The sequence below is a fragment of the Bacillus thuringiensis genome (assembly GCF_001182785.1).
Lineage (GTDB): Bacteria > Bacillota > Bacilli > Bacillales > Bacillaceae_G > Bacillus_A > Bacillus_A thuringiensis_S.
Window position 1 is genome coordinate 4,127,284 of the sequence record NZ_CP012099.1, and the last position, 20,768, is coordinate 4,148,051.

The window sequence follows — 20,768 nt, forward strand, 5'->3', positions numbered from 1 at the left end:
TTATACGAATGTAAATGGATCTGTATGTAATTGCGAAGCATGAATGTGTACATTGAGTTTCTTTGCATCCACTTTTTCTTGTAATTGCTTTTGTACACCTTGCTTCATTACTTTTTCAACGTTATGTCCTGGGTCAACTATATTTAAACCGAGCATCATCGCATCATGAGCAACATGATAATACATGTCACCTGTTACATATACATCTGCTCCTTTAAATTTAGCTTGATTGATGTATTTGTTACCATCACCACCAAGTACAGCTACTTTGCGCACTTTATCATCTAATTTCCCAACAACTCGTGCACCCTTTACATCTAATGATTGCTTTACATGTTCTGCAAACTGTCCAAGTGTCATTTCTTCTTTTAAGTATCCTATTTTCCCAAGCCCTAATGTTTCGCCTTTGTTATCAAGTGGATACACATCATACGCTACTTCTTCATATGGATGTGCCGTTACCATTGCTTTAATCACTTTTCGTTGTAGTGAAACTGGAATAATCGTTTCGATCCGCACTTCTTCTACGCGCTCTAACTGTCCAGTTTCCCCTACATAAGGATTTGTCCCCTCTTGAGGTACAAACGTACCTGTACCCTCGCTACTAAACGTACAGTGGCTATAATTGCCGATATGACCAGCACCTGCGTCTCCTAATGCTTTTCGTACTTCCTCTGCATGAGTTATTGGCACAAACACAACAACTTTTTTCATTTCTTCTGCATATGTCGGTGCCAAAACTTCTGTATTTTGCAACCCTAACGCCTCAGCAAGTAAATCATTTACCCCGCCCTTGGCAACATCCACATTTGTATGCGCTGCATAAATGGCAATATCATTTTTAATACACGTTTCAATAATTCTTCCGTACGCTTTATCTGTATGAATCGCTTTTAACGGATTAAAAATTAAAGGGTGATGCGCGATAATGACATTCGCTCCTAATTGAATCGCTTCCTCCACAACTTCTTCCGTTACATCTAACGCAATTAATACGTGTTGTACAGGCTTATTAAGCGCTCCAATCTGCAGTCCAATCTTATCTCCTTCCATCGCCAAATGCTTTGGATACATACTTTCAAATAAAGAAATAATTTCATGGCCGTTTGGAATTTTACTCATGATAAAACCTCCTCTATCATTTTCATTTTCGCTTCTACTTCCGCACGCTTCGCTTTTGTTTCTTCAGAATTAGCCGCACGTTCTAACTGTTTTAAAATATTTTGGAAGTTTTTCAATTCCCCTTCCCATTTCTCACCAAAAGCTTCATTTTTCGCTTTTATTAGAAATGGCCCCATAAACAATCCCGCTTGCTTATTTTCCGAGTAAGGTGCTTCGACATTTCCTCGCTCTCCTACTAAAATCTCGTAAATTTTCCCATCTTCTTTTACGATTTTTTCATGGATAAGCTCCCAACCATTTTCAACAAACCATTCACGAATATGATGCGCTGCAATATTCGGCTGTAAAATTAAACGTGTTACACCTTCTAATTTTTCTTTACCACTTTCTAAAATGTCACGAATTAACGCTCCACCCATTCCAGCAACCGTAATAACATCTACTTCTCCTGGCGCGATAACAGCTAATCCATTCCCTTTACGAACGTCTACTTTATCTTGCAAACCACTTTCAGCCACAGTTGCTTGTGCAGAACGAAATGGTCCATCTACAACTTCTCCTGCAACTGCTTTTGTAGCAATATTATTTATAATTGTATAACACGGTAAATACGCATGATCCGATCCAATATCAGCAACTGTAGATCCTACCGGTATTTCACGTACAACTTCTTCTAATCGTTTTGAAAGCTTTACTTCATTCATGTATTTCCATTACTCCTTCTCTTGTCAGTCTGTCTCCATGATAATGAATTTATAGTAGTTGTTGCAAGCCTATAACAACAATTCACTTCTCTATCATTTATCGTATTTTAGAAAATATAGAAAAACAAGCCCTTTGCATAAGCAAAAGACTTGTCATACGGAACTTTATTTTTTCTTCGATAACCAATCAGCTACTTTAGTGGCTTGATCAGCTGGAACTATATTGGCAGGCATATTGCCCTTTCCTTTCGAAAGAATTTCTTTAATTTCATCCTTTGAAAGTTTCCCACCAATTTTTTGTAAGTTAGGTCCTACTGCCCCTTGTAACTGATCACCGTGGCAGCTCGTACAGCTTTGCTTCACAATATCCTCTGGTTTTGATGCTGTTTGTGCTGGCTTCCCGCCATTTTTTGCATCAGCTAACTCTTTAGATTTATTTAGCCCCTGAAATGAAAATACAAACATAACGATAATACCCAATGCTGCAATAAGAGCGAACGGAATCAGCGGATTACGTTTCATATCTCTTCTCCCCCCTCTATACCCCTAAATAGTTAGATGATTCAGTCATTTCCATTGTACTTGAAAACGCTCTATCAGAAAAGAGTAAACTACTACTTGTTAGAAATATTCCATAAATTCAGTTTATTGTTTTTTATTGTCATATAGCTTATTATTTCGATAATTATTAACGTTTCTCATCATATTTTTCGCTTTTCTACATATATTTTTGTATAGAATAAACAAAATTAATCGAAAAATCGAAAAATGAGCATTTGCAAATCAAAAGACAATTCTGTAAAATAAATTACAAGAAATTGTAATCGTTGCCGATAGCTAAATTTTAACAAAAATTAACAAAATAAAAAAGTTTACTTCACAAAGGTGAAGTAAACTTAAAAAATAACCTATTCTAAGAAATCCTTAAGACGCTTACTACGACTTGGATGTCTTAATTTGCGAAGTGCTTTTGCTTCAATTTGACGGATACGCTCTCTCGTTACGCCGAATACTTTCCCAACTTCTTCAAGCGTACGAGTTCGTCCATCATCTAAACCGAAACGAAGACGCAGAACATTTTCTTCACGATCTGTTAGTGTATCTAACACATCTTCTAATTGTTCTTTTAGCAATTCATAGGCTGCATGGTCCGCAGGCGATGTTGCTTCTTGGTCTTCAATAAAGTCACCTAAATGGGAGTCATCTTCTTCACCAATTGGTGTTTCAAGAGAAACTGGCTCCTGTGCAATTTTTAAGATTTCACGTACTTTTTCTGGAGCAAGATCCATTTCTTCACCAATCTCTTCAGGAGACGGTTCGCGACCTAAATCTTGTAATAATTGACGTTGTACACGAATTAACTTATTAATCGTTTCAACCATATGAACTGGAATACGAATTGTTCGCGCTTGGTCTGCAATCGCACGTGTAATAGCTTGGCGAATCCACCAAGTTGCATACGTACTAAATTTGAAACCTTTACGATAATCGAACTTTTCAACAGCTTTAATTAGACCCATATTACCTTCTTGAATTAAGTCTAAGAAAAGCATACCACGGCCTACGTAGCGCTTTGCAATACTTACTACAAGACGTAAGTTTGCTTCTGCAAGACGACGTTTCGCTTCTTCATCGCCTTCTTCAATACGCGTTGCAAGTCGAATTTCTTCTTCTGCAGATAGTAAGTCTACACGACCAATTTCTTTTAAATACATACGAACAGGATCGTTGATTTTAACCCCAGGTGGTACACTTAAATCATTGAGGTCAAACTCTTCTTCTGTTTTTGTAATTTGGCGATTATTAGGGCCTTCTTCGTTGTCATTATCACCAACTAAGTCAATGCCTTGTTCACCTAAATATTCATAGTATTCATCCATTTGATCGGATTCAATTTCAAATCCATTCATGCGTTCTGCAATCTCTTCATATGTAAGAACGCCACGTTTTTTTCCGAGCTCAGTGAGTTGTTCCTTCACTTGCTCAAGGGTCATTTCAGTTTCAATTTGTTTAGAACGAGCTGGTTTGTCAGCCATCTGTTCCCCTCCTTACGCGAGATACAAACATTCATTATACTAAAACTTTATCAAAAAAGCTATTTTCTCGCTTTTTGATTTTGTAAATATGCTACATAATATTTAGCAGCCTCTACAGGATCTGTTTTTTCCATTTGTTTCACTTTAAAGATGATCTCCATCTTTTCAAGTTTTTCCTGATGCCGTCTAAGCGTCTCCAGATGGCCTTGCAACACTTCTTCTGTGTATTCTGGATTAATAAATTCATCCGTCGAAATATCAGTGATAATATTTTTCAACTTTTCATCAGAGAGCCAACTTAGAAATGTTCCGACTGAAGGTTCATTTCCCTTTTCATAATATGCGTATAGTTCATATAAAATCCCTTTATGTTCTTCTGTATGAAAATCTTCTATATGGGATTCCATACGAACAGCTACTTCTGCACTTTGCAACATATGGTAAATAATTTCTCTTTCCGCTCTTTCAAAACCTGTTAACTTCGGTTTTGTTTGAACGACTTGAGACGGTTTAGCAACCTGCTTTATTTGTTTTTGCTGTACCTTTTGTTCTTTGCGATATTGGTGCAATTGATTCAAAAGCGTTTCCATTGAATACGAAAACTCTTGCGACAATGACTTCAAATATGACTCTGCCTGCATCGCATCTTGTAACAACGATAACTCTTTTAAAACACTTTTCACATATTCTTCTTTGCCAGACTCATCTTGCAAATTTTTCCCTAAACGCAAATAATTTATTTTAAAACCAACAAAACTCATACTTGATTTCACAAGATTTTCAAAAGCGGTAGTCCCATATTGTTGCACATATTCATCAGGATCAAGCTTATCTGGCAAGGATGTGACTTTCACTTGGCAACCAACTTTTAGCAATAATTGCCCTGCTTTCATCGTCGCTTCTCGCCCTGCTTTATCACCATCATAGCAAAGAACAACAGTTTCAACGTTACGTCGCAGAAGTTTTGCTTGTTCTTCAGTTAAAGCTGTTCCCATTGTCGCAACAGCTTCTTCCACACCACTTTTTACCGCAGCTAGTACATCGGCATATCCTTCAAAAAGAACCACTTGCCCACGTTTTCTAATAAACGGTCTTGCTTGGTGGAAGTTATACAACAATTTACTTTTGTGAAAAATCGGCGTTTCGGGGCTATTTAAATATTTCGGAGTGTCATCTCCTAACGCCCTTCCACTAAACGCTATCACCTTACCTTGTAACGTATAGATCGGGAACATAACTCTTCCACGGAAGCGATCGTAATGACTACCATCCTTCTCACTTCTTATTAGAAGGCCAGCTTGTTCCATACTAGACAGCGATAAACCTCTTTTTTGTAAAATTTTCGTCGCTGCATCCCAAGCAGGTGATGCATAACCAATTTCAAACTTCTCAATCATCTCTTTCGTAATACCACGGTTTAATAAATATGAAAGTGCTTCATTTCCTTCTTCCGTATTTACTAATAAATGATGATAATACTTTTTCAATAATTCATGAGCTTGTTGCATGATGACAGTGTCATCAGATATCTCTTCTTGTTGTCCTTGCCCTGATGTATACTCTGCAACCGCAATTCCATTTCTTTCGCCTAGCTTTTGAACAGCCTCGGTAAAAGCCAGTCCTTCCATTTTCATTAGAAAGGAAAATACATTTCCACCTTCTCCACATCCGAAGCAATGAAAAATTTGCTTATCAGATGAAACAGAGAATGAAGGAGAATTCTCACCATGAAATGGACAAAGGCCGAAATAGTTACGCCCCTGTTTTCTAAGTTGAACGTATTCACCAATGACTTCTACAATATCGGATGATGTCCGAATCTGTTCAACAACTTCTTCGGGAATTCTGTTCCCCATAACTCCATCTCCGTGTCGTATTTTGTATTCGATATAAATTTAAAAATTCCTTTATAATTCGACAATATTTTTCTAAACTTGTTAGAAAGTGTTGCCGATTACATTGTATAAACGATTTTGAACCTTTCCTATAGGTCCTTTATCTGCATAAATCGCATATACATACTTGCTATATAAAATTGTATACATTTGCTCATCTGTTACAAATGTATCTCTTAGAAACAATACATATACACCTTTTTACAAGAAGAGTAGCAAGCCACATATACTGTTTGATCTTGAGATCTGTAACTTTTTCATGTTGATCCATATAACAATCAACTCCATTTTGTTCAGTATCTACAATGATCCAATTGCCTTGCTATTTCCTTAAAGGATGAGCATATGATGCGACAAACAAAATTCCGACATGAAATTCCGCTCCAACTTGCACAATTTCAGCCTTCACGGGATATACATCTACACCAACTAATATGTTGTTGATGTTTTGCATATTTCTGTATTCTACATCCCTTCTGTGAATCCTTCCATAATGTGCGTTTTCTTGTATAGATTTTGTCGATTTAACGTAATTACATGTCTTTTTCGTAAATCCTATCCCTAGTTTATTCTGAAAAATTAAAGTCTAAACGTAAAATATAGGTTTTTATCACAATTTTTTATTATAATATATTTTCTTCAACTACGCTACATATCCCTTTATTTTTTCATCTTACATTTCAGGATGACAAACTCACATCTTGAATATACTAAAAGACAAAGGAGTATAAGTATAACCATTACACTACAATCTATTACAAAATCCATAGGTATCATATTTCACACGAGCGAAAAAAGCACATTCACCTTTGGTAAATGTGCTAAAACATTTTTTGGTTTTGCACTGCATTCACAATAATATTTGCTGTTTCTTCAATCGCTTTATTCGATACATCGATTACTTGGCAATTTATTTTACTAATTACTTCCTCAAAGTGATCAATTTCTTCTTGAATACGATTAATATTTGCATATGTTGCTCCATCACTTAATCCAAGTGATTTTAATCGTTCTTTTCGAATATGATTTAACTTATCTGGCGTAATTTTCAAACCGAAACATTTTTCTTTTGCCACTTGATATAGTTCTTCAGGTGGGTCAACTTCTGGTACGAGTGGTACATTCGCAACTTTCAAGCGTTTGTTATGAGCTAAATATTGGGAAAGTGGTGTTTTTGATGTACGCGAAACACCAATCAACACGATATCTGCTTTTAAAATACCTCGTGCATCTCTGCCGTCATCATACTTCACAGCAAACTCAATCGCTTCAATCTTTTTAAAGTATTCTTCATCTAACCTACGGACAACACCTGGCTCATATCTCGGCACTTGCCCCGTAATTTCTTCAATTTGATCAATAAGAGGGCCGATAATATCGTATGCCTCTACTCCTTCTTTTGCAGCCTCTGTTACTAAATACTGGCGCATATCAGGCTTAACTAACGTAAAACATATAAGTGCTTGATTACTCTTAGCAATCGAAATCACTTCTTTTAATGTCCCTGTATCTTCTACATACGGTACACGTCTAATATCAGGAGCAAACGGGAATTGCCCCATTGCTGCTCGAACAACCAAATCAGCCGTTTCCCCTACAGAGTCAGATACGACATATACGATTTTATTATCCATTACATTACCTCACTTTAAACAAATTACACTTATTCGTTATTTACTAAATTTACAAACGCGCGTGTAATATTTGTTTTTGTAATTCGCCCAATCACTTCTAAACCTTGTTTCGTATCTTTTACAACTGGCATTGCATCAATCTGTCTTTCTATTAATTCCATCGCAATATCATATAAAGAATCCTCTCTACGACACATCGCAATGTTTGGCATCCTTGTCATGATAATATTAACCGGAAGAGAGGTTAAATCCTGCTTTCCTAAGCTCGCTCTTAATAAATCTTTACGAGACACAACACCAACTAATAGAGTCATCTGATCTACAACGAACAATGTACCAACGTCCTCTAAAAACATCGTACAAATTGCATCGTATACGGAAACATTTTTATCAATTACAACCGGTCTAGATTGATAATCTTGTACTTTAATTTTCTTAACAGCTTCAGATAATAGCTGCCCCCCAGTTTTACCCGTATAAAAATAACCTACGCGTGGACGTGCTTCTAAATAACCAGCCATCGTTAAAATTGCTAAGTCTGGTCTTAGCGTCGCACGTGTTAGACCCAATTGCGCTGCAATTGATTCCCCTGTAATAGGACCGTGATCTTTTACAATCTGAATGATATGTTCTTGCCGTTTATTCAGCTCTATGATAATCACCACCTTTAATGCACAACGAAAAAAGTTATACTATCTCTTAAATATTATATACTAAATATGCTATTCGAAAAAGAAAGTATGTAAAAAGGACCGTATACGGCCCAAAATTATATTTGAAACTTATCAAGTTGTTCTAAAAAACGTCTTGATTTCAAATAAATTCCGCAATATTCATCATAATATGTATTCAATACTAAACGCATTTGTTTTTTTGTGCTATCCTTTACCGATACATTTCCGAGCCTATGTAAATCGAAATGGAAGAAAAGACGTAATAATTTATGAACAGCTTCTCCTACCGGTATACGATATGGGTCTTGCTCTGCATGACGTGAGCACAGAAAACCGCCTTCCCTGACGGAGAAGGCGACAAAGTCTGTTTCTTGATGACAAATCGCACATGTATCAAAGTACGGGCGCATCCCTAATACCGGAAGCATTTTCGTTTGATAAATTAATGATAATACTTCTGAATCAACACCCTCACACATATAATGCAACGTTTGATATAACATTTCAAATAAATACGGATTATGTTTTTTATCTTCTGTTGCTTTATCAGTTAACTCGACAATAAATGATGCATAAGCAGTTAAAAATATATCCTCGCGAATTTCTTTCATAGTTGAAATAATCTCGCCTTGTTGCAATGTTCCAAGCCCAGATCCCATTTGAATAAGAAAATGGCCATGTGTCATTAGTTGCGACACAGATGCTAACCGGCTTTTCGGCTTTTTTGCCCCTCTTGCCATTGCACTTATCTTACCAAGTTCTCTTGAGAATATTGTAACAATCTTGTTCGTTTCTCCGTAATCTGTCGTACGGATAACGATGCCCTCAACTTTTTGAAACATGTTCGTCACCATCCAAGGTTTGAACAAAACGGGTCAAGAAATTGGAGAGTCTAGATGCGCTAGCTCCTCTTCATGTTGATCCATCTCATCGTTTACGTCTTTTTCCATTTCTTTCAAAAGCAAGTACGTTTCAATGCTTCCTGTTTTGGAGAAAAACTTCCAGGTAAAATCTAGCATAAGAATCCACCTTTCTCAATAAGCGTAGCCTATAAACCAATTTCCTTTGTTGTTATTAAATTGACCCATTTTGTCCATTTTCATGTGAGAAAAATTTTTCCTAATTTATCAAAGTTCATAAAAACCAATAATCAGTGGATGAACCAACCATCCACTGATTACAACTTTACTCTATTTTAGTACTCATCCTCGCGGAAACCTAGGTCACGAAGCTGAGACATTTTATTACGCCAATCTTTTTGCACTTTTACCCATACTTCTAAAAATACTTTAGAACCAAGTAGCGCTTCAATATCAAAACGAGCTCGCTTACCAACTTCTTTTAACATTTTTCCTTGTTTTCCGATGATGATTCCTTTTTGTGATGCACGTTCAACAACAATCGTTGCATTTATATAAACTGCCCCGCCCTCACGCTTTTGAATCGCATCGATAACAACAGCCACAGAATGCGGTACTTCTTCACGTGTTAAATGTAGTACTTTCTCACGAATAAGCTCTGCAATAATAAATCTCTCCGGATGATCCGTTACTTGATTCTCTGGATAGTATTGTGGTCCTTCTGGTAAATACTTTTTAATTGTTCCAATTAAAGCGTCCACATTATTACCGTCTAACGCAGAAATTGGTACGATCTCTGCAAACTCATGTAGTTTACGATATTGATCAATTAACTCTAGTAATTGCTCTGGATGAAGTTGGTCAATTTTATTAATGACTAAAAATACTGGTTGTTTCGTTTCTTTTAATTTCTCAATGATGAATTCCTCACCACGACCAAATCCTTCAACTGCATTAACCATAAACAGAACAATATCCACTTCTTTTAATGTCGTTTGCGCCATCTTTACCATGAAGTCGCCTAATTTATGTTTAGGTTTATGTATTCCTGGTGTATCAATGAAAATAACTTGTGCATCATTTTCTGTATATACACCTTGAATTTTATTACGAGTCGTTTGTGGCTTATCACTCATAATAGCAATTTTCTGGCCGATAATACGGTTTAAAAATGTAGATTTTCCAACATTCGGTCTGCCAATAATAGAGACAAAACCTGATTTATAACCTTTTCTATTCATGTAAATCCTCCGCTAAAAATGCTCCTGGTAACAATTCTCCGACTGTCGTCTCTTGAACGTCACCATGTAAGTTTGATAAGTATACTTTCGTATCCTGTTTACATAATTCTACCATAACTTGTCGACATGCTCCACAAGGAGGTACTGGGCGCTTTGTATCTGCTACAACCGCAATGGCTACAAATTCTTTATCTCCTTCAGAAACCGCCTTAAATAAAGCCGTTCTTTCAGCACAATTACATAAGCCATATGATGCATTCTCAACATTACATCCACGATATACTTTTCCACCGCGCGTTAATAATGCTGCACCCACTTGAAATTTAGAATATGGTACGTACGCTTGTTTACGCGCTTCGATTGCTTCTAGAATTAATTGTTTACTATTCATATTCCCGCATCCTTCCTGTTCACAGCTATGAAGAGATACACTCTCTCATTAAAGGCCCTTACAGCACTTCCAAAGCTTAATAAAAGCTTCGGAATGCAACTATACCATATACGGTAAAAAGATAATAGCACCAATTATAACAGCTATAATTGCAAACAATAAAACCGCTCCTGCCGCAACATCCTTTGCAATTTTTGCAAACGGATGAATATCGGCAGTCGCTAAATCTACCGTTTTTTCCACAGCCGTATTTACCATCTCTAAACTCATTACACTCCCTATTACAATAAGTAATATCATCCACTCTATTTTCGTAATATGGAAATAAAAGCCGCAGCATATAACAATGACTGCGGCTAAATAATGGATTTTCATATTTCGTTCATGACGAAAACAAAAGAATATACCAGCTATAGCATATCCAAAACTATCTATAAGTTTTCCTTTTTTCATCGTCCTAATCCAAAAGCTTCTAAAATTTCTTTTTGTCTTCCGAACATTTCTTTTTCATCATCTTCAGTCATGTGATCATAACCAAGTAAATGTAAAAAGCCATGCAACGCCAAAAATCCAAGTTCACGATCGAAAGAATGTCCGTACTCTTCAGCTTGCTCTTTCGCCCTCGGAATAGAGATAATAAGATCACCTAACATGCGCGGCATCTCTGCACCAACAATCTCCATTTCTCCTTCTCCCATCTCTTCCATGGCAAAGGATATTACATCTGTAGGTTGATCTTTATCTCGGTAATCACGATTAATTTCTCTAATGCGCTCATTATCTACAAATGTCACCGATACCTCCGCACCATCCTCGATATTTTCCATTTGAGCTGCTTTTTCTAACACTTCACGAATTAAACTCATATACTCTTCTTTTACTTCTTCTGTTTCATCAATAAAATCAATTAACAAACTCATTCTTTCTCCTTTTCTTCCGGAGGTTCCGGATATGTAATACGCGAATGGAAAATACCATTTAACGTTTCACACAACGTTTTTCCAACGATTTGTAGTTCCTTAAACGTCAAATCACATTCACTAAATTGACCGTCTTGCAGTCGATCTTTAATAATACTTTGCACCAAATTATTAATTTGTTCTGGCGTTGGGTGATTCATAGAACGTACCGCAGCTTCTACACTATCAGCAATACCAACAATTGCCGATTCTTTCGAAGTTGCTTTTGAACCTGGATAACGGAACATCTCTTCTGTATATTTTTCTTTATCTTCTTTAATAGCTTTATAATAAAAATATTTCAGTAACGTTGTACCGTGATGTTGCCCAGCGATATCAATAATTTCTTGTGGAATATGATATTCTTCGAGCATTCTTACTCCATCCGTTACGTGAGCAATTATAATATCTTTACTCGTTACAGGATCTAATTTATCATGCGGGTTTTCAATTCCCATTTGGTTTTCAATAAAGAATTGCGGTTGTACTGTTTTTCCTACATCATGATAATATGCCCCTACACGCGCTAATACACCATTTGCCCCGACTGCTTCACAAGCAGCCTCAGAAAGATTCGCTACCATTACACTATGATGATATGTCCCTGGCGCTTCTAACAAAATTCTGCGTAAAAGCGGATGATTTGGACTTGATAGTTCCATAAGCTTCATACTTGATACGATTCCAAGTCCACTTTCTAAATATGGTAAAATCCCCATAGCCAAAACGGATGATATAATCCCTGAAAGTGAAGCCATTAATAATTGCGTACCAATTTCAAGAGGCGAAAAATTCCCATTACGTAATAATAAGAGCGCCGCTAATACGACTACATTTAATACAGAAACGAGTATACCAGCTTGTAAAATCATTGTACGACGATTTTTTTCTCGCAAGAAAATACTAACCGATAATGAACTTAACAATACGTAAATCCCTACACTATAATTTAATGTACTCGTTACTCCTTCATTAAACATAATACTTCCGCATACAGAAAAAATCATACTCGTTAAAAAGACAAATCGATCACCAATCATTAGTTTTACAAGTATTGTTCCCATCGCAACTGGGACAACATATGCAATCCCTGCATATTCAAGTTTTTGAAATAAACTAATGATTTTCATTAAGACGATTGTAATAGACAAAATTGTAATATACGCTAAAACATACGGTCTATCTTCTCTTTTTCTCTTCAAAAATAATTCAAATTGTTTATGCATAAAGTATAGTAACACACCAATGAGTACCGCTAATCCAACATAAGGTTGAAAGCCGTTCCCTTTTTCTAACAAACCAACTAATTTCAACTGATTATACACATCACTTGAAATTGTTTCACCTTCTCTAACAAGAACTTGCCCTTGAAGAATATAAACAGGTGGAACTAAATCTTCCTCTGCTTTTCTCTTCTCTTTCGTTAAGGTCGGGTCATAAAAATAGTTCGCTGAAATCGCATATCTTCCTAGCGCCTTAATTGACTCTTTTAAACCATTATCAACATTAACACTATTCATCTCACTTACATATCGTTCTTTCGCATCTTTCAATTCGTCCATTTTAATATGCTCAGTCATGATACTATTAATCGCTGTGACCGCAGCATCTTTCGCTAATACTAATTGGCTCGAATCTGCATTAATCAAATTTAGTAAGTTTGAATCAGATAATTCTTTCGTTAAGTCAGTGGGTAGTTTCTTTTTTAACTTGTCCACTTTCTCAGCATCAGTCATCTTTTTTTGATCATCCGGTCCAACAGCTTTAATCTCTTGCACCACTTCATCTACTTTAGCAAAGACGTCATTCACAATATCAACTTTATTTTGTTTATACTCACTTTTATATGTATATTGATCTTCAACTTTTGTAGCGGCTTCTTTTTTCTTTTTATCCGTTGTAACTTTATCTTCAATTTTTATAGGAGAATGGATTGTCTTTTTCGCAATAGAATACATGTTAACATCTAATTGCTCTGGTTTTACATTATTCATAAGCGCAAAAAACAGCACTGCTCCTAATACAACGTAAGAAATCCAACTTAGTTTTTTCGAATGTTGTAAATTACGAAACCACTTAGAAATTTCTTGAGATCTTGACATGATTTCAATACCTTCTCCTCTCCAGAAATAAAGTGAAACTATTTATAGCTTTCATTTCTTCTACCCAACGATACTTTGAGGCAACATTTTATACCAGTACCTATAGTTTATTTTCCTTATCTTTCATGATAGTAAAAAATACGACGTTCGCCAACCTTATCATACAAAAAGAAATGATCCTGACAAATAGGATCATTCCATTTTATCATATGCCTCAATAATACGTTGCACCAATGGATGTCTCACAACGTCCGTTTGTTCTAATGTAATAAATGACAGACCTGATACACCAGATAAAATATTAGCAGCTATAGATAGCCCTGATTTTATCCCTTTCGGCAAGTCTACTTGTGAAGGATCTCCTGTAATAACCATTTTAGAACTAAAACCTAACCTTGTTAAAAACATTTTTATTTGAGCACCCGTTGTATTTTGAGCCTCATCTAAAATAACAAATGAATCATCAAGCGTACGTCCCCTCATATAAGCAAGCGGCGCGATTTCAATTACTCCTCGCTCCATCATACGCTGCGTATATTCTTGTCCAAGAATATCATGTAAGGCATCATATAATGGACGTAAGTATGGATCCACCTTCTCTTTCAAATCCCCTGGTAAAAAACCTAAATTTTCTCCAGCTTCTACAGCAGGTCTTGTTAAAATAATTTTCTTTACATATCCTTGTTTTAAAGCCCTCACAGCCATTACTACAGCTAAGTATGTTTTTCCAGTTCCTGCAGGCCCTATCCCAAAGACAATATCATTCTTCTTCATCGCATGAATATATCGTCTTTGCCCCATTGTTTTTACACGAATGGATTTACCTTTTGCAGTCTTGAAAATTTCTTCTTCATATAACTCTTCAAATTGAGCAATTTTCCCTTGTTGTGCGAGCTGAATTGCATACGCAACATCTCTCTCTGAAATTGATATACTTTTACGAATTACAACAAGTAATTGCTGTAAGATTTTTTCTACGAGTGTCACCGTTTCAACTGCCCCAGATACATGAACAGTTTCTCCTCTAGTTACGATCGATACATTCAGTTCTCGTTCAATTACTTTTAAATGCGCATCATTGACTCCAAAAAGAGCGATTGCTTCGTTAGTATTTTCCAATTGTTGGTTCATTTCTACTAATTGTTCTGCCATTACTCAGTCTCCTTGAATATCGGATTCGGATATTGGTTGTGGCTCTGCAATATTTTCAACCACAGTATAATGCAATGTGACTTTTAGTTGATCCGCCTCAACCTTTTTACTCAAAATCTTATCACTTACAATCATAGCATGTTCATCCAATTTTTTCTTTAGTTCTTTTTCAGCCATCTCTTTCGCTACTTTCAGCGCTTGCTTTTCTGTATATTCTCGATTCGCTTCTTCCTCTTCTCTTACAACATCTTTTTCATATGCAATCGGCAGTGTAAAACCAAATAATTTCACATCATGCTTTACACTTTCAGTACGAGAGCGTTTATACTTATCATGTTGAAATCCCCATATTTTTATTTTCATATCCCAAAATTTAAGAAAATGTTCATTATATACATTACCAGTATACACTTGGAATTGCGTCTTTAGTGGGACATCTACCTTAGACGTATACCACGTTTCGCCATACACAATACCTTTCGCTGAAACAATCGTCGGACTTTCCTCATTACCATATATTCCCGATACGAGAATCTGCCCTTTTTCTACATGATCATTTTTCAGTACAACCGGCTTTCCAACTTCTACAAACGTTTTTGTAATAATCGCTTCTTTTTTTGCTACTAAATTTTGCGGCCTTTGTTCCTTTTCTTTTTTCGGTTCGTTTTTTTCAACGATTTTAAAATGATACGTTGTTCCTCTTACTTCTAGTCCCGCCCAAGTAATGGCATTAATATTATCTGTCAAATGGCGTTGTACATCTTCTACATTCGGCATTTGAAACTGTAGTTTCCCTTTTTGAATACCCATTTTATCCAATTCTTTCATCAATATATATTCTGTTTCAGGTTTTGCTCCTGAAATTTCAATTTTCCAAACCATATTTGACATTGTAATCACGCCAAAAAAGAAAATTAAAAACCCAATTAAAAATCCACTGTTTTTAATTAAACGCTTATTCCAAAAAGGAAAACCATAACGTCCAATAAAATATAATTTACATTCATTTTTTCTATAAATTGGTTTTATTTTTTTCACATCGCGTAACAACATACAAAAAACTAACGTTTCATCAGCTATCTTCCTAACATCCCAAACTAATAAATTCCTCCGTACACATTCATTAACAAACCGTTCCGCTCCTCTACCTTCAATTCGCACTTTTACATATCCAAGCCACTTTATAAACCATTTATTTTTCATTTACCACCTTCACTACCTTTCTAAAAGTAGATATACCACTTTTCATTTGAAGCATTAAAATAGCTCGTACTAAAATGAAACAGAGTAAAACTGTAATCGATCTCTATCAACGGAACTTTTACAGGATAAAGAAGAAAAACTTCACAAATGGAAGTTTCACTTCAATCACCTTTTTTCTCATTTTCTAAAAATGTTACTTGCTCAATTATCCCTTCGAGCAAAAGCTCCTCTGGAAGAATCGTTTTAATAACAAAGGATTGTCCTTTAATTAGTAATTGACCGTGTTTTAAAAGCAATCGCACTTCTTTATCTGAAAACACTAATAGCCCCCGATGATTTTCTATATAAATATGTATTTGCCCAACAAGAGTAATCCGAGGCAGATCCATTAATACATCCACTGGTAGGTCTACTTGTTTTGTTAACCAATTTTTCATTTGTTCTAATTTCTTCATCTCGAAAGACCCCCTCCTCATCCCATATATATGTATTTCTTCACAAGTGCCTATCGTGTTATAACGACTTCACTAACATAACTATATTCTGTAAGTGTTCATCTCATGTTAATTAAAACAGTCGCTATATGAAATCATATTTATCGGGACAATGATGGATCAGAGGATGTTACCCATAATAATAGAAGTATTAATACAAGAATATGCGCCCCTAGGGGATATCAGTACAAGTTACATTAAGAAATTGAGCCTAGCGAGCAGTTAGAAACTTGAAAAACCCTGTTACAATTTGTTCTGGGTGTGACATACTGACCATAGAATAAGTAGTTGTCATTCATTAGACAAATAAGATAAAATTCGAAAAAGGAAATTGCTCCACTCTGAATTTTGCGGTGTAAGTAAGAATATCTTATAGGTGGTTGTTATATGAATTTCAAAAAAATATTAGGAGTCATTAAAAAACAAAAAATGAATTAATAAGCGAGGAAATACGAAAGGAAATTGGATTTAGTCAAGAAATTTTAAATGTTATAAAACAAGTTACTAATAGCAGCATCCAGCCCTTTTATGCAACTGATTCAAAATCTAAAATAGCCGGAGTCTCTTTCGTTACCTTTGAGAATTATGCTGAACAGCAAGTTATAAAAGTTCAATCTGAGGTTCAGAAGCTTGGATACTTAGCTTTTATTTGCGAAAGAAGTTTTAGTCAAGGAAGTAAGAGTAAGTGTAGAATTGCAATTACACAAGGAAATGGCCAATTTGATATCCTTACAATCCAACAAACAAATGGCGTTAATTACGAAGTTAGCAATATAGATGTTATTTTTAAACTAAGAAAATGGAATGATCGCTATCCTTTTATCATAATCGGTGCAGATCATGACTGGGTTGATGCCATTTTTAGCGTGTTACCTACAGACGAAGAAATGCAATCTTTCGCGCAAGAAATGTATGAATTTTGTCCAGATATAGTGGAACAAGGAATAGAAAGCATTGAGGAGTTAGTCGAAGAAATTAAGAAAACGAAAAAGCTTTTTTTATGGTGGGATTAATCACAACTAAGGCCGTTACCTTTTTTACATACCAGAGGCGTTTCTATCACTTACAGAAACGCTTTTTAAGCAATATAGTGTTTTTCCTTAATAAGAACAATAAAAAAACGTCTCATACGAAATGAGACGTTTTTTTATGCTAATAGCTGGATAACCAACTTATTCACAAGTGATCCGTCTGTTTTACCTTTTACTTTCGGCATAACAGCAGTCATCACCTTACCCATATCTGCTTTAGAAGTCGCACCAACTTCAGAAATAACTTGCTTGATTACATCAACTAGTTCTTCTTCAGTTAATTGCTCTGGCAAATATGCGCTTAAAATCTGAATTTCACTTTGCAGTTTATTAACAAGGTCTTCACGACCAGCTTTTTTAAATTCAAGGAGGGAGTCCTTATACTGTTTTACTTCACGAGCTAAAACTGTTACTTCCTCTTCTTCAGTAAGAGTATGTTGCAGTTTAATACCTTCATTTTGTAAAGCAGCCTTAACCATACGAATAACGGTTAATTTTTCTTTTTGTTTATTCTTCATCGCTTGTTTCATATCATCGTTTAAACGACCGAGAAGACTCATAACTTACACCCTCTCTTAGAATTTACGCTTTCTTGCCGCTTCAGATTTCTTCTTACGTTTTACACTTGGTTTTTCATAAAACTCGCGCTTTCTTGCTTCAGCAAGTGTACCAGTTTTAGAAACCGATCTTTTAAAACGGCGAAGTGCATCCTCCAAAGACTCGTTTTTACGAACGACTGTTTTTGACATTCTCTTTCCCTCCCTCCGAAACATCACACTTACATACTAACTTCAGCATGCAAAAAGAAACACTTCTTCAGCATGTCTTTTACGATTATAATACATTTTATCACTTCAGGTCAACTATTTGGCAGAATAAAAGAAGAATAGAAGCATTTCCTTTTCAAAAGTTATGCAAATAGCTAGTATCCTTCTTTCATGAAGATAACTATATTTTTATCATTTCATCTTTTTTCATACAGGGATGCACGAAACGCCTCCCCACCTTCTAGTACTTAACCTCTTCAAAAATAAAGAAAGCATGCAAACCGTTTCCGGTTGCACGCTCTTTTTATGCGCTTGCTGATTCTTTTTTCACATCATCTTCAAGAACACGAACAAATTGCGCTTCGTTATATGGATAACCAGCTTTCGTAATTTTCACTTTCACTAGCTTACCAATTAATTCTTCTGATCCTTCAAATACAATTTTCAAGTAGTTATCTGTATAACCTACATATAACCCTTCACGGTCGCCCTCTTTAAATTGCTCTTCCGGAATAATTTCAAGCACTTCACCTTCAAACGCTGATGCATATTCTTTCGCTAATTGATTAGATAACTCAATTAAACGATGAACACGATCGTTCTTCACATCTTCAGGAACTTGATCTTCCATGCGCGCTGCAGGTGTTCCTGTACGTTTTGAATAAGGGAACACGTGTAACTCAGAGAAGCGGTTCTCTTTAATAAAATTGTATGTTTCCATGAATTCTTCTTCTGTTTCACCTGGGAAACCAACGATTACGTCAGATGTAATTGCAAGGCCTGGTAACGCTTCTTTCAAACGATCTAAACGCTCTTGGAAGAATTCCATCGTATATTTACGACGCATACGTTTTAATACAGTATTAGAGCCAGATTGCAACGGGATATGCAAGTGACGTACAACTACTTCAGATTTATCTAACACTTCAATTACTTCATCTGAAATTTGACTCGCTTCAATAGAAGAAATACGAAGGCGTTTTAATCCGCCTACTTCCGCTTCCATATCACGAAGTAATCCAGCTAAGTTATAATCTTTTATATCTTCGCCGTATCCACCTGTATGAATACCCGTTAATACGATTTCTTTATAGCCTGCATCCACTAATTGTTGTGCTTGTTTAATAACTTCCTTTCCATCACGAGAACGCATTAAACCACGCGCCCAAGGAATGATACAGAATGTACAGAAGTTATTGCAACCCTCTTGTATTTTTAAAGACGCACGTGTACGATCCGTGAAATAAGGTACATCAAGTTCTTCGTACACACGTGTTTTCATAATATTGCGGACAGCATTAATTGGTTGACGCTCTTTACGGAATTCTTCGATGTAACCTAACATCTTTTCACGATCCTGTGTACCAACTACGATATCTACACCTGGAATCGCCATAATTTCAGCTGGAGATGTTTGTGCATAACATCCCGTTACACAAATAACTGCATCTGGATTTTGACGCACAGCACGCCTGATTACTTGACGGCTTTTTTTGTCCCCAGTATTCGTTACTGTACATGTGTTAATAACATATACATCAGCTTTCTTTTCATATTCTGTTCTTTCATAACCACCTTGTTTAAACAATTGCCAAATGGCTTCTGTTTCATAGTGGTTTACTTTACAACCTAACGTATGGAACGCAACAGTTGACATTGATCATCACCCCATCAATTCAAAATGATACGAAGCAGCACTTAACGCGTATAACGGCGCCGTTTCTGTTCTTAAAATTCTTGGTCCTAAACTACATGGTACAAATTTATGTTCACGAAGCGCTGTAATCTCTTCCTCAGCTAAACCGCCTTCTGGGCCAAATACAATCAATAGTTTTTGACCTGGTTTCATTGTCGTTAAAGCTTTCGCAAAATTAGATTTCTCGCCTTGTTTTGCTTCCTCTTCGTAAGCAACAAGACAAACATCATACTCACCACTCATTGAAAGCAATTGCTTAAATGATGCCGGAGCATGTACTTCTGGAATTTCACTTCTATGTGATTGTTCCGCAGCTTCTTTCACAATTTTTCTTAAACGCTCAACTTTTTTATCAGCTTTTTTCGCATCCCATTTTACGATAGAGCGAGATGCTTGAAATGGTAAGAATGCAGCTGCCCCAAGCTCAGTTCCTTTTTGAAAAATTAACTCTAGCTTGTCTCCTTTTGGCAGTCCACTTGCAATCGTCACGAAAACAGGAAGTTCACTTGACGCCTCTACCCATTCTACAATAGCCGTATTAATAAATTCACTGGTAATTTCATCAATTGAACATACTGCTGTTTTTCCGTTTACACAGCAATAAATTTGATCGCCAGCTGTCATACGCATTACTCTCGCAATGTGATGTACATCATCACCTACAATGCGAATTTTTGCTTCACTTACATGTTTTTCTTCTACAAAATAACGTTGCATATAATCACCTTAGTAGAGTTTCGTTCCTTTCGTAAGTCAACACTTACGAAAAGAACGAAACATTATCATTTTTCATATAACAAACGGCAA

At 36.0% G+C, this 20,768-nt stretch carries 24 protein-coding genes; 1 reads left to right on the top strand and 23 read right to left on the bottom strand.

Annotated features, from left to right (window positions below):
* From AC241_RS21275 to yqfC, 19 genes are all read right to left on the bottom strand, one after another.
* Positions 1 to 1,122: a Nif3-like dinuclear metal center hexameric protein gene (locus AC241_RS21275; RefSeq protein ID WP_050844527.1), complete on the bottom strand. Its 1,122-nt coding sequence runs from the start codon at positions 1,120 to 1,122 to the stop codon at positions 1 to 3.
* Entirely contained in the window at positions 1,119 to 1,826 is a 708-nt protein-coding gene (locus AC241_RS21280) for a tRNA (adenine(22)-N(1))-methyltransferase (protein ID WP_043936252.1), read from the bottom strand. The genes AC241_RS21275 and AC241_RS21280 overlap by 4 nt, the downstream gene beginning before the upstream one ends.
* Positions 1,827 to 1,991: 165 nt before the next feature.
* Entirely contained in the window at positions 1,992 to 2,348 is a 357-nt protein-coding gene (gene cccA / locus AC241_RS21285; protein WP_000828142.1) for a cytochrome c550, read from the bottom strand.
* Between the two features lie 386 nt (positions 2,349 to 2,734).
* Positions 2,735 to 3,862 (bottom strand): RNA polymerase sigma factor RpoD, encoded by a 1,128-nt coding sequence (rpoD, locus tag AC241_RS21290; RefSeq protein WP_000764066.1) that lies wholly within the window; start codon positions 3,860 to 3,862, stop codon positions 2,735 to 2,737.
* A gap of 59 nt (positions 3,863 to 3,921) precedes the next feature.
* Positions 3,922 to 5,718 carry a DNA primase gene (gene dnaG, locus AC241_RS21295; protein ID WP_043936251.1) on the bottom strand — a complete coding sequence of 599 codons (1,797 nt, stop codon included), beginning with the start codon at positions 5,716 to 5,718 and terminating at the stop codon, positions 3,922 to 3,924.
* Positions 5,719 to 5,799: 81 nt separating this feature from the next.
* A complete protein-coding gene (locus tag AC241_RS34865; protein ID WP_000479733.1) occupies positions 5,800 to 5,943 on the bottom strand; it encodes a hypothetical protein in 144 nt (47 codons plus the stop codon).
* 136 nt (positions 5,944 to 6,079) lie between these two features.
* A complete protein-coding gene (locus tag AC241_RS35720) occupies positions 6,080 to 6,211 on the bottom strand; it encodes a hypothetical protein (protein ID WP_002024806.1) in 132 nt (43 codons plus the stop codon).
* Positions 6,212 to 6,578: 367 nt separating this feature from the next.
* Positions 6,579 to 7,391, bottom strand: a complete 813-nt coding sequence (locus AC241_RS21305; protein ID WP_000368944.1) for a pyruvate, water dikinase regulatory protein — start codon at positions 7,389 to 7,391, stop codon at positions 6,579 to 6,581.
* Between the two features lie 29 nt (positions 7,392 to 7,420).
* Entirely contained in the window at positions 7,421 to 8,053 is a 633-nt protein-coding gene (locus AC241_RS21310) for a transcriptional regulator CcpN (protein WP_000583756.1), read from the bottom strand.
* A gap of 107 nt (positions 8,054 to 8,160) precedes the next feature.
* Positions 8,161 to 8,907: a DNA repair protein RecO gene (recO, locus tag AC241_RS21315; protein WP_000487007.1), complete on the bottom strand. Its 747-nt coding sequence runs from the start codon at positions 8,905 to 8,907 to the stop codon at positions 8,161 to 8,163.
* Positions 8,908 to 8,940: 33 nt separating this feature from the next.
* On the bottom strand, positions 8,941 to 9,084 hold the full coding sequence (locus AC241_RS21320; protein WP_000883924.1) for a YqzL family protein: 144 nt from the start codon (positions 9,082 to 9,084) through the stop codon (positions 8,941 to 8,943).
* A gap of 176 nt (positions 9,085 to 9,260) precedes the next feature.
* On the bottom strand, positions 9,261 to 10,166 hold the full coding sequence (era, locus tag AC241_RS21325; protein WP_001080230.1) for a GTPase Era: 906 nt from the start codon (positions 10,164 to 10,166) through the stop codon (positions 9,261 to 9,263).
* Positions 10,159 to 10,557, bottom strand: coding sequence for a cytidine deaminase (locus tag AC241_RS21330; protein ID WP_001086285.1), 399 nt, complete (start codon positions 10,555 to 10,557; stop codon positions 10,159 to 10,161). Before AC241_RS21330 ends, era begins: the two co-directional genes overlap by 8 nt.
* Before the next feature lie 99 nt (positions 10,558 to 10,656).
* Positions 10,657 to 11,010, bottom strand: a complete 354-nt coding sequence (locus AC241_RS21335; protein ID WP_000715464.1) for a diacylglycerol kinase family protein — start codon at positions 11,008 to 11,010, stop codon at positions 10,657 to 10,659.
* The gene (ybeY, locus tag AC241_RS21340) at positions 11,007 to 11,477 is read right to left on the bottom strand and encodes an rRNA maturation RNase YbeY (RefSeq protein WP_016080260.1); all 471 of its coding nucleotides are present in this window, start codon (positions 11,475 to 11,477) and stop codon (positions 11,007 to 11,009) included. Before ybeY ends, AC241_RS21335 begins: the two co-directional genes overlap by 4 nt.
* Entirely contained in the window at positions 11,474 to 13,618 is a 2,145-nt protein-coding gene (locus AC241_RS21345) for an HD family phosphohydrolase (RefSeq protein WP_029443317.1), read from the bottom strand. The genes ybeY and AC241_RS21345 overlap by 4 nt, the downstream gene beginning before the upstream one ends.
* Positions 13,619 to 13,810: 192 nt before the next feature.
* Positions 13,811 to 14,770 carry a PhoH family protein gene (locus AC241_RS21350; RefSeq protein ID WP_050844528.1) on the bottom strand — a complete coding sequence of 320 codons (960 nt, stop codon included), beginning with the start codon at positions 14,768 to 14,770 and terminating at the stop codon, positions 13,811 to 13,813.
* 3 nt (positions 14,771 to 14,773) lie between these two features.
* Positions 14,774 to 15,973 (bottom strand): sporulation protein YqfD, encoded by a 1,200-nt coding sequence (gene yqfD / locus AC241_RS21355; RefSeq protein ID WP_050844529.1) that lies wholly within the window; start codon positions 15,971 to 15,973, stop codon positions 14,774 to 14,776.
* Positions 15,974 to 16,134: 161 nt separating this feature from the next.
* A complete protein-coding gene (gene yqfC / locus AC241_RS21360) occupies positions 16,135 to 16,428 on the bottom strand; it encodes a sporulation protein YqfC (protein ID WP_000732269.1) in 294 nt (97 codons plus the stop codon).
* A gap of 773 nt (positions 16,429 to 17,201) precedes the next feature.
* On the opposite strand from yqfC, the gene AC241_RS35250 reads away from it, so the two are divergent.
* Positions 17,202 to 17,480 carry a DUF4253 domain-containing protein gene (locus tag AC241_RS35250; RefSeq protein ID WP_230690615.1) on the top strand — a complete coding sequence of 93 codons (279 nt, stop codon included), beginning with the start codon at positions 17,202 to 17,204 and terminating at the stop codon, positions 17,478 to 17,480.
* A gap of 134 nt (positions 17,481 to 17,614) precedes the next feature.
* Here AC241_RS35250 and AC241_RS21370 read toward each other — a convergent pair whose 3' ends face one another.
* From AC241_RS21370 to AC241_RS21385, 4 genes are all read right to left on the bottom strand, one after another.
* Complete coding sequence (locus tag AC241_RS21370) at positions 17,615 to 18,058, bottom strand: GatB/YqeY domain-containing protein (protein WP_000054582.1); 444 nt, start codon at positions 18,056 to 18,058, stop codon at positions 17,615 to 17,617.
* A 15-nt stretch (positions 18,059 to 18,073) separates the two neighbouring features.
* A complete protein-coding gene (gene rpsU / locus AC241_RS21375; RefSeq protein WP_000048061.1) occupies positions 18,074 to 18,247 on the bottom strand; it encodes a 30S ribosomal protein S21 in 174 nt (57 codons plus the stop codon).
* Between the two features lie 322 nt (positions 18,248 to 18,569).
* Entirely contained in the window at positions 18,570 to 19,922 is a 1,353-nt protein-coding gene (gene mtaB, locus AC241_RS21380; protein WP_000108680.1) for a tRNA (N(6)-L-threonylcarbamoyladenosine(37)-C(2))-methylthiotransferase MtaB, read from the bottom strand.
* A 6-nt stretch (positions 19,923 to 19,928) separates the two neighbouring features.
* The gene (locus AC241_RS21385) at positions 19,929 to 20,678 is read right to left on the bottom strand and encodes a 16S rRNA (uracil(1498)-N(3))-methyltransferase (RefSeq protein ID WP_016080257.1); all 750 of its coding nucleotides are present in this window, start codon (positions 20,676 to 20,678) and stop codon (positions 19,929 to 19,931) included.
* Positions 20,679 to 20,768 lie beyond the last annotated feature (90 nt).